Annotated in this window: 10 protein-coding genes, 1 rRNA gene and 1 other annotated feature (1 of these 12 only partly in view); of the genes, 3 read left to right on the forward strand and 8 right to left on the reverse strand. The window is 58.9% G+C overall.

The window, feature by feature from the left end; genetic code table 11:
• Positions 1-96: 96 nt before the first annotated feature.
• Positions 97-954, reverse strand: coding sequence for a transporter substrate-binding domain-containing protein (locus DW645_RS01860; protein WP_118225996.1), 858 nt, complete (start codon positions 952-954; stop codon positions 97-99).
• Between the two features lie 557 nt (positions 955-1,511).
• Here DW645_RS01860 and rlmD point away from each other — a divergent pair.
• Positions 1,512-2,738 (forward strand): 23S rRNA (uracil(1939)-C(5))-methyltransferase RlmD, encoded by a 1,227-nt coding sequence (rlmD, locus tag DW645_RS01865; RefSeq protein WP_370448089.1) that lies wholly within the window; start codon positions 1,512-1,514, stop codon positions 2,736-2,738.
• Positions 2,739-2,840: 102 nt separating this feature from the next.
• Here the strand turns inward: rlmD and DW645_RS01870 are convergent, their stop codons facing one another.
• From DW645_RS01870 to tilS, 5 genes are all read right to left on the reverse strand, one after another.
• Positions 2,841-3,662 (reverse strand): phosphatase, encoded by an 822-nt coding sequence (locus DW645_RS01870; protein ID WP_118226000.1) that lies wholly within the window; start codon positions 3,660-3,662, stop codon positions 2,841-2,843.
• A gap of 159 nt (positions 3,663-3,821) precedes the next feature.
• Complete coding sequence (locus DW645_RS01875) at positions 3,822-5,012, reverse strand: pyridoxal phosphate-dependent aminotransferase (RefSeq protein ID WP_118226002.1); 1,191 nt, start codon at positions 5,010-5,012, stop codon at positions 3,822-3,824.
• A 213-nt stretch (positions 5,013-5,225) separates the two neighbouring features.
• Positions 5,226-7,373 carry an ATP-dependent zinc metalloprotease FtsH gene (ftsH, locus tag DW645_RS01880; RefSeq protein WP_118226004.1) on the reverse strand — a complete coding sequence of 716 codons (2,148 nt, stop codon included), beginning with the start codon at positions 7,371-7,373 and terminating at the stop codon, positions 5,226-5,228.
• A gap of 1 nt (position 7,374) precedes the next feature.
• Positions 7,375-7,923: a hypoxanthine phosphoribosyltransferase gene (gene hpt / locus DW645_RS01885; protein WP_055251779.1), complete on the reverse strand. Its 549-nt coding sequence runs from the start codon at positions 7,921-7,923 to the stop codon at positions 7,375-7,377.
• Positions 7,924-8,071: 148 nt separating this feature from the next.
• A complete protein-coding gene (gene tilS / locus DW645_RS01890) occupies positions 8,072-9,613 on the reverse strand; it encodes a tRNA lysidine(34) synthetase TilS (protein WP_199576413.1) in 1,542 nt (513 codons plus the stop codon).
• Positions 9,614-9,661: 48 nt separating this feature from the next.
• On the opposite strand from tilS, the gene DW645_RS01895 reads away from it, so the two are divergent.
• Positions 9,662-10,471 (forward strand): MBL fold metallo-hydrolase, encoded by an 810-nt coding sequence (locus DW645_RS01895; protein WP_118226006.1) that lies wholly within the window; start codon positions 9,662-9,664, stop codon positions 10,469-10,471.
• An 86-nt stretch (positions 10,472-10,557) separates the two neighbouring features.
• On the opposite strand, the gene DW645_RS01900 is transcribed toward DW645_RS01895, so the two are convergent.
• Positions 10,558-10,989, reverse strand: coding sequence for an Hsp20/alpha crystallin family protein (locus DW645_RS01900; protein ID WP_117635977.1), 432 nt, complete (start codon positions 10,987-10,989; stop codon positions 10,558-10,560).
• A 277-nt stretch (positions 10,990-11,266) separates the two neighbouring features.
• Here DW645_RS01900 and DW645_RS01905 point away from each other — a divergent pair, with 277 nt between their 5' ends.
• Positions 11,267-11,734, forward strand: a complete 468-nt coding sequence (locus DW645_RS01905) for a hypothetical protein (protein ID WP_117635976.1) — start codon at positions 11,267-11,269, stop codon at positions 11,732-11,734.
• A 131-nt stretch (positions 11,735-11,865) separates the two neighbouring features.
• On the opposite strand, the gene rrf is transcribed toward DW645_RS01905, so the two are convergent.
• A 5S ribosomal RNA gene (rrf, locus tag DW645_RS01910) occupies positions 11,866-11,981 on the reverse strand.
• Between the two features lie 145 nt (positions 11,982-12,126).
• Positions 12,127-13,828 (reverse strand) — a sequence feature (mutual gap in cmsearch alignment for this rRNA model is longer than 100) (it continues 1,421 nt past the right edge of the window).

Raw genomic sequence — 13,828 nt, forward strand, 5'->3', positions numbered from 1 at the left:
TCCAGGTGCCCGAGTTTGCCGTGAAAGAGGAGCGCCGCGTACTAAATGTACGCGAGCGACGGTTTGAGCGGCAAAATCGGGTGCCTGGGAAAGCCGCTATTTGAGAACCCAGTTGTCGAAGGACAGACCGTATTCTGCATATTTATCGCACAGGTCCTTGACCGTGCCGTCCTCGTAGAGCGCCTTGAGCGACTCGGTCACGGCGTCGGCCGACTTGGTGTCGCCCTTCTTAAAGCCGACGGCGTAGTGCTCGCTGGACAGCGGCTTGTCGAGCTGCGTATAGGCATCGGGCTTGGCGGCAAGCTGATACTGGGCAATCGAAAGGTCGCAAGCCACGGCATCGACCGCGCCGCTCTCGAGCTGCATAAAGGCCGTGTTGTACTCGCCGATCGTGTCGAGCGTGGCAAACGTCGCCGCCAGATCCTTCTGGTCACCCTCGAGTACATCCTGCGCAGCGGAATCGGTCTGGGTAATCACGGTCTTGCCGGCAAGATCCTCCCAGCTCTTGATACCCGCGTCCTTCTTGACCACGAGCACCTGCTCATTGAGCATGTACGGCTCGGAGAACGTGTAGTCGTCCTCGCGACCCTCCATGGTAAAGCCGTTCCAGATGCAGTTGATGGCGCCTGAGTTAAGCAGCGTATCCTTGGCGTCCCAGTCGATGGCCTCGTATTTGACCTCCCAGCCCTGCTTATCGGCAACGGCCTTGGCAAGGTCGAGGTCAAAGCCCGTGTACTCGCCGTCATCGCCCACAAAGCCGTACGGAGGATAGGACTTGTCAAAACCCACCACGAGCTTCTTGGACTCGGCGGCGCCCTTCACATCCTTTGCTGCGGTAGATCCGGCAGCAGAGCCCTTATCGGCACCGCCACAGCCAACCAGGCCAAGGCCTAGAACCGTAGCGAGTGAGCCGGCTAGACCAACAAACTGACGACGAGACATATCGGCATTCATGGTATTCCCCCTTGATGGCACTTTAGTTAAGTAAAGTGAATCATGTAACGTTCAGAATCATACACTTTAGCGTGATAGAGCACAAGGCGAGTTTGCCCGCCGCGTGAGGGGTGTGGGGGTTAAGTTTCCTGCTCTACAGTCCTGCTCACGACGGAGGCCACATTAAGTGGCCTCCTGTTCGTGCGGAACTCGCGATAAACTTAACCCCCACACCCCTCACGCGGCGGGCAACCGTCGTTGGGCTTATCACTGACACGAATAAACCGCTTGTATATCGTCTGCTGGCTTGGCACGGTACAATACTTGCAGCTTTAATTCATGAATTAGTGGAGTTATTGATGGCAGAATCTCGTGCGGAGCGTAAGGCTCGTCGTGCTTTGATCGAGGCAGCTGAGGGGTCGGAGGAGAAATCTTCCACGAAATCCAAGTCTTCTAAAGCTGCAAAAAGCAAATCGACCAAGAGCAGGGCTAAGACCAAGCGTTCTGACTCTCGTCGGGGCGGGGACAAAGCACCTCGGACTCGTTCCAAGCGTCCGCATAATGATTCGGTTCCATCCGTGCGTAAGGCCACGGACCCCAAGTCTCCTTGTTCCATCATGAAAACTTGTGGTGGGTGTACGGCACTCAATCGTCCTTATAAGAAGCAGTTGGCGGCCAAGCAGGCTGCTATGGAGGAGCTGTTTGCTGAGCTCTGCGAGCGCGAGGGCATTAGCGTCGACCCCATTCGCGGTATGGGAGTCACCCTGGGAGACCCGGGCAAATATCCTGCGCCGCGTGGTTTTCGTCATAAGGCTGCCACTCCGTTTGCTCCCGGCAAAGGGGGCGCTGTCCGCTGCGGCTTTTTTGAACGTGGGACACACAGAATCGTTGCTGTTCCTGAATGCCCTGTCGAGGCGCCGGGCGCTCGTCAGATTCTCAACGGCATCGCTCGCGAGGCCGAACGTCTGCATATTCCCGCCTTTAACGAAGACAAGCATCTGGGGCTGCTTCGCTATGCCGTCGTTCGCTGCGGCTGGCGCACCGACCAGATTATGGTCACCCTCGTGACCGCTCAACGCGACCTGCCGCATGCGCAGGAGTTCTTTGAAGCCGTCGCGGCGCTTGATCCGCATATCGTCACCGTCGCTCAGAACATCAACGGTCGCCCCGGAAATGCCATCTTGAGCGAGGAGACCCGTATCGTCTATGGCGCCGAATGCATGCGCGACCAGCTGCTCGGTTGTGAATTCGACATCTCCCCTACCGCGTTCTATCAGACCAATCCGCAGCAAACCGAGCTGCTCTATCGACTTGCCATTGACGGCATGGACCTGCAGCAGGGTGACATTCTTATGGACGCTTACTGCGGCAGCGGAACCATCGGCCTGTGCGCCGCGAAGGATGTCCAGGACAAGGGCATCGGCATTATGCTGCTCGGCGTGGAGCGCAACCCGGCGGGCATTGCCGACGCACGTCGCAATGCCGAGCTCAACGGCCTCACCCGCAGCGCTTGGTTTATGGCCGACGATGCCACCGACTACATCCTCGATGCCGCCGACAACAACGAACGCGTCGACGTCCTTTCCATCGACCCGCCGCGCGCCGGCTCCACCCCCGAGTTCCTCGAAGCCGCCTGCGCACTCAAGCCGCGCCGCATCACCTATATCAGCTGCAACCCCGTGACCCAAGAGCGTGACCTGCACCAGCTCCTCGACGGAGGCTATCGCCTGCTCAAGATCACGCCGGTCGACATGTTCCCCCATACCGACCACACCGAAACCGTAGCGATCCTCGAGCGCCGCTAACCCACCCCAGTAGATTTTTGGGACATGCCTTAAAATCTACCGGCCCAACGAGAGGGGGCGGCCCGTCTGGACCGCCCCCCTCTCGTTGGGCAGATGAGCCCGTTACATGCTCTTGCGCAGGTCACACACGCCGGCTGCCGCCATCTCGCGCAGCAGCGTCTCGCGATCGCGCGTCACGATCAGGTCCAGCGGGAAGTGAATCTCATCGAGCATCTTGCGCGCCTGGTCGAGCTTGCCAATTGCCATACCAATGTGCGCGTCGGTCGAGACGCCAATCCCCACGCCCAGTTCGGCGCAGCGCTCGGCAATCTTGCGGCAAGCGCCCCAATGCTCGGCATCGGTACCATGCTCAAGACTATGGTTGTTAATCTCGATAATCTTGTGTTTGGCCTTTGCCGCCAACAACACCTCATCGATATCAAAGGAAACACCCGAGCGACCCGTGTGACCCAGCATAAACACTTTGGGGTGCTCCAGAGCATTGATGTACATCTCGGTTGTCTGGGCGAGCGTCGCGCCTTCGGCAAACTGCGGGTTATGCACGCTTGCCACCAAATAATCCAAATTACGCGTCACCAAATCGAACAGCGAATGCTGGTGACTGTACGAATCGCCGGCAATATCGAGCGAAACGGGAATGTCCTCGCCAAACAGGCCTCCATCCAGCGAAACGATATCGGCCTCGGCACCACGCAGCACCAGCACGCCGCTCCAAATGCGCGGCCAGATATCCTGGTTAATAAAGAATTGGAAACTGCGCAGGTCATTGGGACAAGGCGTAACCATCGAGCTTAAATGATCGGCGGAACCGAGCACCTGAAGGCCGCGCTCTGCCGCCCAATAGATGTTCTCCTCGATGGTTGAGTACGCATGCGCAGAGAACATCGTATGAGTATGAATATCACAAGAAAGAAGGTAGGGCATCGGGTCTCCTTGTCCAGTATGGCCGTCGCGTATATTCATTGTACGCATAGCTTTCGGCAGTCGTAAAACTGCTTCATCCCAATCACACAACGGCATAGACAACGGGGTCTGGCTTAAAACCAAACCCCGTTTCACGTAAAACATTGTAAGCAGAGCGCTTTACTTTCGACGATATTCGTCGGCCAGCTGCTTCCAGGCAGGCAGCGAGTTGACGATTGTCTCGTAGCTCACACAGTAGCCAAGGCGGAACCAGCCCGGCATGCCAAAACTATCCGAAGGCACCGCGAGCAGTTCGTACTTCTTCGCGCACTCGCAGAACGCATTCGCATCGGGCTCCAGCGCCTTCACCCACAAGTAGAATGCACCATCCGGCTCAACATAGGTGTAGCCGTACTCCGCTAGTGCATCGGTAAGCGCGGTGCGGTTGCGCGCATAGGCCTCGACATCGCTCGGTTCATCAATGCAGTCGATGATTACACGCTGGAAGAGGGCCGGTGTGCACACGAAGCCCAGCGTGCGGGCGGCACCGGCAACGGCCGGCATCAGGCGAGCAGCCTGCGGATTGGTATTGGGAACCAAAATCCAGCCCACGCGCTCGCCCGGCAGCGAAAGCGACTTGGAATACGAGTAGCACACCACGGTGTTCTCGTAGATCGAGGGCACCCAAGGCACCCCGGCACCGTACACGATCTCGCGGTACGGCTCATCAGAGATGAGCGTGATTGGGTTCTCGGAATCGCGCTTGGCGTTGACCTCGCGTAAAACATTGGCCAGTCGCGTCAGTGTATCGCGCGTATACACTGCACCGGTCGGGTTGTTGGGTGAGTCGATAATGACGGCAGCGGTCTTATCGGTAATCGCCTTGAGCACGTTATCCACGCTCAGCTGGAACGTATCTTCATCGGCGAGCGCCTCGACGCACGTGCAACCAGCTTTCTCGATCCACACGCGATACTCCGGGAAGTACGGAGCGATAACGATGACCTCGTCGCCCGGATTGGTAATCGCGTTGAGCGTGCAGGTGAGCGAAGCCGCGGCACCCACCGTCATAAAGACGTCCTTGCCCTCATAGCTCGTGCCAAAGCGACGGTTGAGCGAGTCGGCGACGGCTGCTCGACATTGCGGCAGACCCGGCGCAGGCGTGTATCCATGCAGCTGGTCGCTCGGCAGCTCCAAGGCCTTCTTAATGGACTCAGCCACGGCGGCAGGCGCCGGAACGCTCGGGTTACCCAGCGAAAAATCGAATACGTTCTCCGCGCCGATCTGTGCCTTGCGCTCAAGGCCATAGCTAAAGATCTCACGGATGATGGAGCTTTCCGCACCGCGAGCATACATAGTTTCGTTGATCATCTGTTCCCCTTTCGCATAGGCGCTATTGTACGCTTTAGCTGAGCAAAGTGCCGCAGCAATGTTGATTGGGGACAGACTTACAATGTTGATTGGGGACAGACTTAAATGCGTGAAAACGCTCATTTAAGTCTGTCCCCAATCAACAGATGGCCCCATATCGCTCAAAAGAAAAAGCCTCCGCAGGTTTCCCCGCGGAGGCTCTCATGGCAAAGACTACTCGTTGGCGTCAGCGTCGTCATCGGCCTTCTTTGTGTCAGCAGCCTCGACATCGCCAGCGTCGCCGGATGCGGCTTCGGCATCCTCCTGCATGGCCGCCTGCGCAAAGGCCGCAGCATCAGCCGCCAGCTCCTCCTCGCTCATGCGAGGCAAGCGCTTCTTGGTCGGCATGCCGGCCGCCTTGGCATTGCGCTCCTCCTTGGCCGCCAGGATATCGCCCTCGCGCTCAAGGTAGGCATCCCACTCATTGCCGAGCAGGGCGTTCACGGCGTCGCCTTCGACGGTCTCGCGCTCAAGCAGCACCTTCGCCATCAGATCGAGCTGATCGCGACGGGCATCCAAAATCTCGACCGCACGGCGATGGGCTTCGCGCATGATGCGCTGAACCTCGATATCGATGCGGCGCGCCGTCTCCTCGGAGTAATCCTGGTGATCGGCGTAATCGCGACCAAGGAACACCTGATGCTGCGCCTCACCAAACACTTGCGTGCCCAGCTCCTCGCTCATGCCCAGGCGCGTGACCATCTCGCGCGCCATCTTAGTCGCGCGCTCCAGATCGTTGCTCGCGCCCGACGTGATGTCGTCGCACATGAGCTCCTCGGCAACGCGACCGCCCAAGAACACGGCGAGCTCGTCGAGCATCTCGTTCTTGGTCTTGAGGAAGTGATCCTCCTGCGGAAGCTGCAACGTGTAGCCCAGAGCCTGGCCGCGGCTGACAATCGAAATCTTATGAACCGGATCGGAATGCTCCAAGATGTGGCCCACCAGGGCGTGACCGCTCTCGTGGTAAGCAATCGTGGTGCGCTCGGCTTCGGTCATCACGCGGCCCTTGCGTTGCGGTCCGGCAATCACACGCTCCATCGACTCCTCGACCTCGTCCATCGAGATCACAGAACGATGACGGCGAGCGGCCAAAAGCGCAGACTCATTGAGCAGGTTCGCCAAATCGGCACCAGTAAAGCCAACGGTCATCTGGGCGAGCTTCTCAAACTTAACGTCCTCGTCCATCGGCTTGTTCTCAGCATGCACGCGCAAGATCTGCTCGCGGCCCTTTACGTCCGGGCGGTCAACCGTGACTTGGCGGTCAAAACGGCCGGGACGCAGCAGCGCCGGATCCAGAATGTCGGGGCGGTTGGTCGCGGCGATCAGGATGACCGACTCGCTTTCCTCAAAACCGTCCATCTCGACCAGCAGCTGGTTGAGCGTCTGCTCGCGCTCGTCGTGGCCGCCGCCCAAACCGGCTCCGCGCTGACGTCCCACGGCATCGATCTCGTCAATAAAGATGATTGACGGAGCCTGAGACTTGGCCTCCTTAAAAAGGTCGCGCACGCGGCTGGCGCCGACGCCCACGAACATCTCAACAAAGTCAGAGCCCGAGATGCTAAAGAACGGCACGCCCGCCTCGCCGGCAACGGCCTTGGCCAGCAACGTCTTACCGGTACCCGGAGGGCCCACCAGCAACACGCCGCGGGGAATCTTGGCGCCCAGCTTGCGATAGCGGTCCGGGTCGCTCAAGAAATCGCGAATCTCTTCGAGCTCCTCGACCGCCTCATCCACGCCAGCGACATCCTCAAACTTGACCTTGGGACGCGTAGCCTCGTTGGTCTTGGCATTGGTCTTGCCAAACTGCATGTTCCTGTTGTTGGCACCCATCATCTGGCGCATAAAGTAGAACATGATGGCGATCAAGGCAATCGTCGGAAGCACACTCATCGCCAAGTCGCCCCAAAAATCGGGATCGTTGGTGTTGACGATGTACTTGGTATCGGGGTGCTCCGCCATGAGCTCGGCAAGCGAATCGGAACCGACATAGGTCGAGGAAAAGCTCTTGAGCTCGCTCGTGTCGCCCTTGTCCTTTTTCGTCTTCCAGTAATGACCCGTCACGCTTCCGTCCTGAACCGTATAGGTCAGATCTTCGACGCGATCCTGCTTGATGGCGCTGACCATCTCACTCGTCGCGAGCTTAACGGTATTGCTGGAGTTGGCAAAGCCGGAGCCCATGTTAAAGAAGGCGTAGCCCAGAAGCGCGCAAGCCAAAATAAAATACAGCCAGCCCGTACGCGTGGGCTTCTTGCCTCCGGGCATCCCCGGGATCTTAGGCTCCCGGGGAGTCTGGGAATTGTTGTCGTTACGGTCGTCGGGCATCTTACGAATAAACCTCCGGTTTCAAAATGCCCAGATACGGAAGGTTACGATAGCGCTCGGCATAGTCGAGGCCGTAGCCCACCACAAAGGCATCGGGGCAATGGGTTCCAACATACTTGGGCGTGACGGCCGAGGTACGGTCCTCAACGTCCTTCCATAGGAAGGCGGCGACCTCCAGAGAAGCGGGCTTACGGCTCTCGAGGTTCTTCATCAGGTACTTGAGGGTCAGGCCCGAGTCCAGAATGTCCTCGACGATCAGCACGTCGCGACCACGGATGTCGATATCCAGGTCCTTAATGATACGCACGATACCCGAAGACTTCACACCGTCGCCATAGCTCGAAACAGCCATGAAATCGATGTTGGTCGGCAGCTCGATCTTGCGCATCAGGTCGCCCATAAAGACCACGGCGCCGCGCAGGACCGCAATCAGCACCAGATCCTTACCCGCATAGTCGCGCGTAATCTGCTCGCCCAAGCGAGAGACGATACCGTCGATATCCTCCTGCGTAAACAGAACCTTCTCGATATCCGGATGTTGAGAAGCCATGACAACCCTTTCTTGTGCTTAATCGCCCACACACCGCCGTATGGACGCGAACTACACATTCTAGCAGCGCACGGGGTATATTTTCCAGCCCGCGCACCATCAGCGCGGGAATACCGTCAACGCCGCACAGAAAAGCTAGTGCGAGGAGCTAATCCGCGTCAACCACGCGAAGCAGATAGGCCACGCGCGTCGCCGCCGTGCACTTAAAACGTTCGTCCGCGCGAACGCCCGCGACCCATACTACGGCACCTCCCGGAGCCGTTCTTACCACGGGTACGCCAGAGCGGTCTGAAACAGGAATGCGCGCCTCGTTCAACAGGTCTGACACTTTCTTGCTTCGACCGCTCATCCCCAACGGGCACATCACGTCTCCCGGCACAGGGCTATCCACCCACAGGCGCGCCAATCGCGCCTCGGCGGGAATCTCCCCGCGCGAGCCGGCTAGCATCCGCTCGCTATCGCGGTCGGCGAACCCCAGGGCCGCCGCATCCACCAAGGCCGCAACCTCTCCGTCAGCAGCAAGCTCGCGGGCACGGTGCACGATATCGCGCCCCGGCTCCACAGCCATCGGCTCTGCTGTCAGCATACGCCCCGCCCCCAGCGGCAGACGACCGGGAACGGAGATCCAGTCGGCCACTAAGCCCTCGCGCGCCGCCGGGACCTTGAACGCCAGCATGCCAAACTCCACACGGGCATCAATTCCCGCAGGAAGCGTTACCGAACCCGAGCCCGCAGCGACACAGGAGAGCACGCGCTCCACGTGCCGCATCTCCGGTCGCGCGTCGGGATCGATGCGCTTAATCGCCAACCGCACGATACGCCGTGCAATCACAACCTCAGCGGCGGCAAGACGGCGCGCATCGAGCACCAGTGCGCCCGCCGCTTCCTTGCGCAGGCAGCTTCGAAACGCCTGTGCCGAAAGCTGAGAAAGAAAGGCATCCTCATCGCCTAAGATCTCGCAGGCGGCGCCAATCGTCTTGCAGACGTTCGCGTTGCGCTGTGCCACCACCGGCATCACCCGGTGGCGCACATAGTTGCGCAGGTACGAAACGTCCTCGTTGCTCTCATCCTCCCGCCATGGCTGACCATGCACCTGCAGATAGTTCACGAGCTCGCCATGAGTTAGGTCAAGCAAGGGGCGCACCACGATATTCCTTCGACGGGGAATGCTCGAAAGCCCAGCCGGGCCCGACCCCTTAATGGCGTTCATCAAAAATGTTTCCGCGCGGTCCGACGAAGTATGCGCGGTACAGATACGAGCCGCCGTCCGCGGTGCGCCCGATTCGGCACAAAGTTCGCGAACATATCTCCGTACCGCGGCATAGCGCACCTCGCGAGCCGCAGCCTCGATATTGCCCGATTCGTCATCAAAATAGGCATGCTCAACACACAGCGGCAAGCCGTATTGCGCGCACAGGTCACGTACAAAGGCCTCGTCGCCATCGGATGCCTCCCCGCGCAGATGATGGTTTACATGCAGCACGTGCAATCGCTCGCGCGCAATGGGAGCGACGCCGCGCCCGTCCTGGATATCCAACTTTGATGTGCAAGCCATAAGGAGCAGCGCCGTCGAGTCCGCACCGCCTGATACCATGAGCACTACGGGGGCAGCGGCCTGCCGCGTTGCCAGGGCGCTCTTATCCGTCCTCGGCGCGGCATGATGTCCATAGTGCTGAGATACCGTTGGCATTTGCTTCCTCCTCTATTCGTTCGCACCCATTGTATCCTTTGGAATCTTATGTCTCGTCTGCACCTTCATATCCTCGGCAGCGGCTCAAAAGGCAACTGCGCGCTCATCGAGGGACCGCAAGGTCTCATCATGATCGATGATGGCCTGTCCCGCCGCGAGACACTTAAACGCATGGCGGAGCTTGGCCTCTCGGCAGACGACGTCGCCGCTCTAGTAATCACCCATGAGCATGGTGACCATATCAAGGGGCTCGATGTATGGTGCAAGCACTGGCATGGTCCCCTCTTTGCCAGCAGGGACACCCTTTCATGCAAAGAAAACCTCGCGCACCTGCCTGTAGAGGAATTTGACCCCGGCGACACGCTCCCCATTGCCGGCATCCACGTGCAAACCTACTCAACATCGCACGATGTCATCAATCCTGTCGGCTATCGATTTAATGCTCTTGGTGATTCCATTGGGTTTGCCACCGACACCGGAGAGTTATCGAGCAAGGCCATGGGCATCCTCAAAGACTGTCGAGTTCTCGCGCTCGAAAGCAACCACGATGTAACTATGTTGCGCGAAGGACCGTACCCACGCTTTCTTCAGGAGCGCATCCTGTCCACAAAGGGGCACCTCTCCAACAACCAGGCCGCCGAAGCCGCGCGAGAACTTGTTACCGATCGCACCGAACAGCTCATCGCCATGCATATCAGCCAGGACAATAATCGTCCAAGCCTTACCGTCAAAAGCTATGCCAACGCGCTTGATGCAAGTCTCGATGATGAACTCGGCAGTTCTGCCACCCGTCTTCAAGGGCCACGGAAGCTCTCGATACGCCCTGCAAGCCAGTATCAACCGACAACCATTCAATAGCCCCTCAAGACAACAAAGGGGGGGGGCTGGGAATCACTTCCCAGCCCCCCCCTTAACTCATACTCTCGATTGAAGCAGAGCCATCGTTAGTCGATGGAGATCTTCGTAACGTTCTTCTTCTCGACGATCTTAGGAACCGTAACGGTGAGGATGCCGTCAGCATACTTTGCAGAGAGGCCCTCGCTCGAAGCGTCCTTCAGATATACGCCACGCGTCGCGCTGTACGAGCTAAACTCCTTCTGGAGGAAGTTCTTACCCTCGTTTTCGGCGCTCTCCTCGACGTTCACGCTGATGGACAGGCGACCCTCATTGAGCTCAACGTCGATGTCATCCTTGGCGACACCGGTCAGATACGCCTTGACCTCGTAGCCATCGCCCTTATCCTCAACGTCAACGGGAAACGCCTTGGAAGCAATCGAGTTGTTTGCAAGGTCGGTCATATCATCAAACAGATCGAACAGCGAGCTAGCAGAAGGACGAACGCCAAAAACCGAACGATAAGGAACCATGCTTGCCATGTTTACCACTCCTTTTAAGGACTGCCGAGCCATCTTCTAGGTGGTTGGGACTTCTTTTGACGCTCTTATATATGCCCACCCAGTGCTCATATATACATCGACTATAAAGTTTTTTGAGTCCAGTACTATAAGCATATCTAAGTGTGTTTGACTCAGGTTTTAGTAAGGTTAAGGTTCTTTGAACCAGAGCTTAAATAACAAGTATGTTCGCAGCTACAAATAACAAGGGGCTTACAATGAGCGCGTACACGTTGTTGGTAACGAGCTAAAGGGCATCATGGACGACCAAAACCAGAACAATATGTTTATGCCGACGCAGGGCGAAGATACTTCTACGCAGCCGCCACGGTTCCATCGCCCCCACATCTCGCAAGAGCCCATCAATGACCCAGAGCCCGATTATGTGACGAGAAACCGATATCAAACGCTCGAGGATGCCCAAACGGGACGTAAACATATGGGCGTCGCCTCGGGAGACCCTGTATATCTGAAAGACGCACCACTATCTAAAAACAGCGCAGCTAGTGATGAGCCGATGAAAGCATCCGCCGCTCATCAACAAAGAGGGCCCCGACCCAAGCAAACCTTGACGCATTCGGCTCGCTATCTCGAAACGCCAAAACAGGGAAAATCAATCTTCGTTTCGTCAAGTAAACGACGCAAGCAGCATCAGCTGACAATTCTGCTTTTGATCATTGCGGCCATAGCAGTTGCCCTTGTTATACGATTTATTTTCTTTAAATAAAGGCTCAATACCGAAAACAACAAGATCGTCTGGTGTAATTGAGTCATTTACGCCCCGTAAACGCAAAAAAAGGGGGAGGCCGCGAGGCCTCCCCCTTCTTCAAGTCATCAGACGGCTCGGTGCCGTCCACCGGTCAGCGGCGCCCTGGCCTCCCGCGGGCTGGCCCCGCAGTACTCTCGGCGCGATGGGGCTTAGCTTCCGGGTTCGGAACGGGACCGGGCGTGCCCCCCATGCTCTGGCCGCTGACCGGTGGGCGGCGCCCACCGTTACGGTGTCCGGTATCGCATACACGTGCCCTGGGGGCCGCATGGCGCATAGGGGAGATGACTCGGGGGCATCCTCGTGCCCGGACCGCGCTTCAGAGCGCATGTCCCGCGGGCCGCGAGGTGCGGTTCCGGAAGAGCTCGGGCGATTAGTGCGGCTCGGCTGAGGACGTCGCCGTCCTTGCACCTGCCGTCTATCGACCAGGTAGTCTACCTGGGCCCTTACCGGAAGGAGAACTAATCCCTGGAACGGCTTCCCGCTTAGATGCCTTCAGCGGTTATCCGCGCCGCACGCGGCTACCCGGCCGTGCCGTTGGTCGACAACCGGTTCACCGGAGGTGCGTCCACCCCGGTCCTCTCGTACTGGGGGCAGCCTCCATCGATTCTCCTGCGCCCACGGAGGATAGGGACCGAACTGTCTCACGACGTTCTGAACCCAGCTCGCGTACCGCTTTAAACGGCGAACAGCCGTACCCTTGGGACCTGCTCCAGCCCCAGGATGCGATGAGCCGACATCGAGGTGCCAAACCTTGCCGTCGATGTGGACTCTTGGGCAAGATCAGCCTGTTATCCCCGGAGTACCTTTTATCCGTTGAGCGACGGCCCACCCACTCGGGGCCGCCGGATCACTAGAGCCTGCTTTCGCACCTGCTCGGCTTGTGGGCCTCGCAGTCAAGCCCGCTTGTACTCTTGCATTCAAAAGGACGGTTGCCGACCGTCCCGAGCGGACCTTCGCGCGCCTCCGTTACCCTTTAGGAGGCGACCGCCCCAGTCAAACTGCCCGCCTGGCACGGTCCCCGAGCCGGTTGACGGCCTCGGGTTAGGACGCCGGTCGCGCGAGGGCAGTATTCCAAGGGCGGCTCCCCGGGGGCTGGCGCCTCCGGATCTGTGCCTCCTGCCTATCCTCTACACGCGGGACCAGCGGCCAATGCCAAGCTGCAGTGAAGGTTCACGGGGTCTTTCCGTCCTTCCGCGGGTAAGTCGCATCTTCACGACCAGTGCAATTTCACCGGGTCCATGGTCGAGACAGCGCCCAAGTCGTTGCGCCTTTCGTGCAGGTCGGAACTTACCCGACAAGGAATTTCGCTACCTTAGGACCGTTATAGTTACGGCCGCCGTTTACCGGGGCTTGGCTTCGGGGCTTCGCCGAAATGGCTAACTCCTCCGCGTGACCTTCCGGCACCGGGCAGGCGTCAGACCCTATACGTCGCCTTGCGGCTTCTGCAGAGTCCTGTGTTTTTGGTAAACAGTCGCTTGGGCCTCTCCACTGCGGCCCGCCTCCGCTCCCGGAGCAAGTCCGTTCACGTACGCGCGGGCACCCCTTCTCCCGAAGTTACGGGGCCATTGTGCCGAGTTCCTTGACCATGGTTGACCCGATCGCCTCGGTATGTTCTACCCACCCACCTGTGTCGGTTTGCGGTACGGGCGCGCACGCGCCTGCCTAGGGGTTTTTCTAGGGACCTCGGGCTCACTCGCTTCGCTCAATCGCTTCGTCCGGAGCCTCGCCCTGTGTGCGGACCGGATTTCCCTGGTCCGCGGGCCGCGCTCCATCACGGGGACGTCCAGAACCCCGCCGAGCCACCCCCATCCGTCGCCCCGTCGGTCGTAGCGCCGCGTGCGCGGTGCAGGAATGTCTGCCTGCTGCGCGTCGGCTACGCCTCCCGGCCTCGCCTTAGCCCCCGACTGACCCTGGGAGGATTAGCCTTGCCCAGGAAACCTCGGGTTCACGGCGGACGAGTTACTCTCTCGTCTCTCGCTACTCATGCCAGCATTCTCACTCCCATGCGCTCCACCGCCGGTCGCCCGGCGGCTTCACCGCCCATGGGAAGCT

This window comes from Collinsella sp. AM23-17, from assembly GCF_003470945.1.
Classification (GTDB): Bacteria; Actinomycetota; Coriobacteriia; order Coriobacteriales; family Coriobacteriaceae; genus Collinsella; species Collinsella aerofaciens_O.

Excerpts from the sequence above, each read along its gene's own strand:
- DW645_RS01860 (WP_118225996.1), bottom strand. The coding sequence starts at position 954 with ATGAATGCCGATATGTCTCGTCGTCAGTTTGTTGGTCTAGCCGGCTCA.
- DW645_RS01870 (WP_118226000.1), bottom strand. The coding sequence starts at position 3,662 with ATGCCCTACCTTCTTTCTTGTGATATTCATACTCATACGATGTTCTCT.
- DW645_RS01875 (WP_118226002.1), bottom strand. The coding sequence starts at position 5,012 with ATGATCAACGAAACTATGTATGCTCGCGGTGCGGAAAGCTCCATCATC.
- ftsH (WP_118226004.1), bottom strand. The coding sequence starts at position 7,373 with ATGCCCGACGACCGTAACGACAACAATTCCCAGACTCCCCGGGAGCCT.
- hpt (WP_055251779.1), bottom strand. The coding sequence starts at position 7,923 with ATGGCTTCTCAACATCCGGATATCGAGAAGGTTCTGTTTACGCAGGAG.
- tilS (WP_199576413.1), bottom strand. The coding sequence starts at position 9,613 with ATGCCAACGGTATCTCAGCACTATGGACATCATGCCGCGCCGAGGACG.
- DW645_RS01895 (WP_118226006.1), top strand. The coding sequence starts at position 9,662 with ATGTCTCGTCTGCACCTTCATATCCTCGGCAGCGGCTCAAAAGGCAAC.
- DW645_RS01900 (WP_117635977.1), bottom strand. The coding sequence starts at position 10,989 with ATGGCAAGCATGGTTCCTTATCGTTCGGTTTTTGGCGTTCGTCCTTCT.
- DW645_RS01905 (WP_117635976.1), top strand. The coding sequence starts at position 11,267 with ATGGACGACCAAAACCAGAACAATATGTTTATGCCGACGCAGGGCGAA.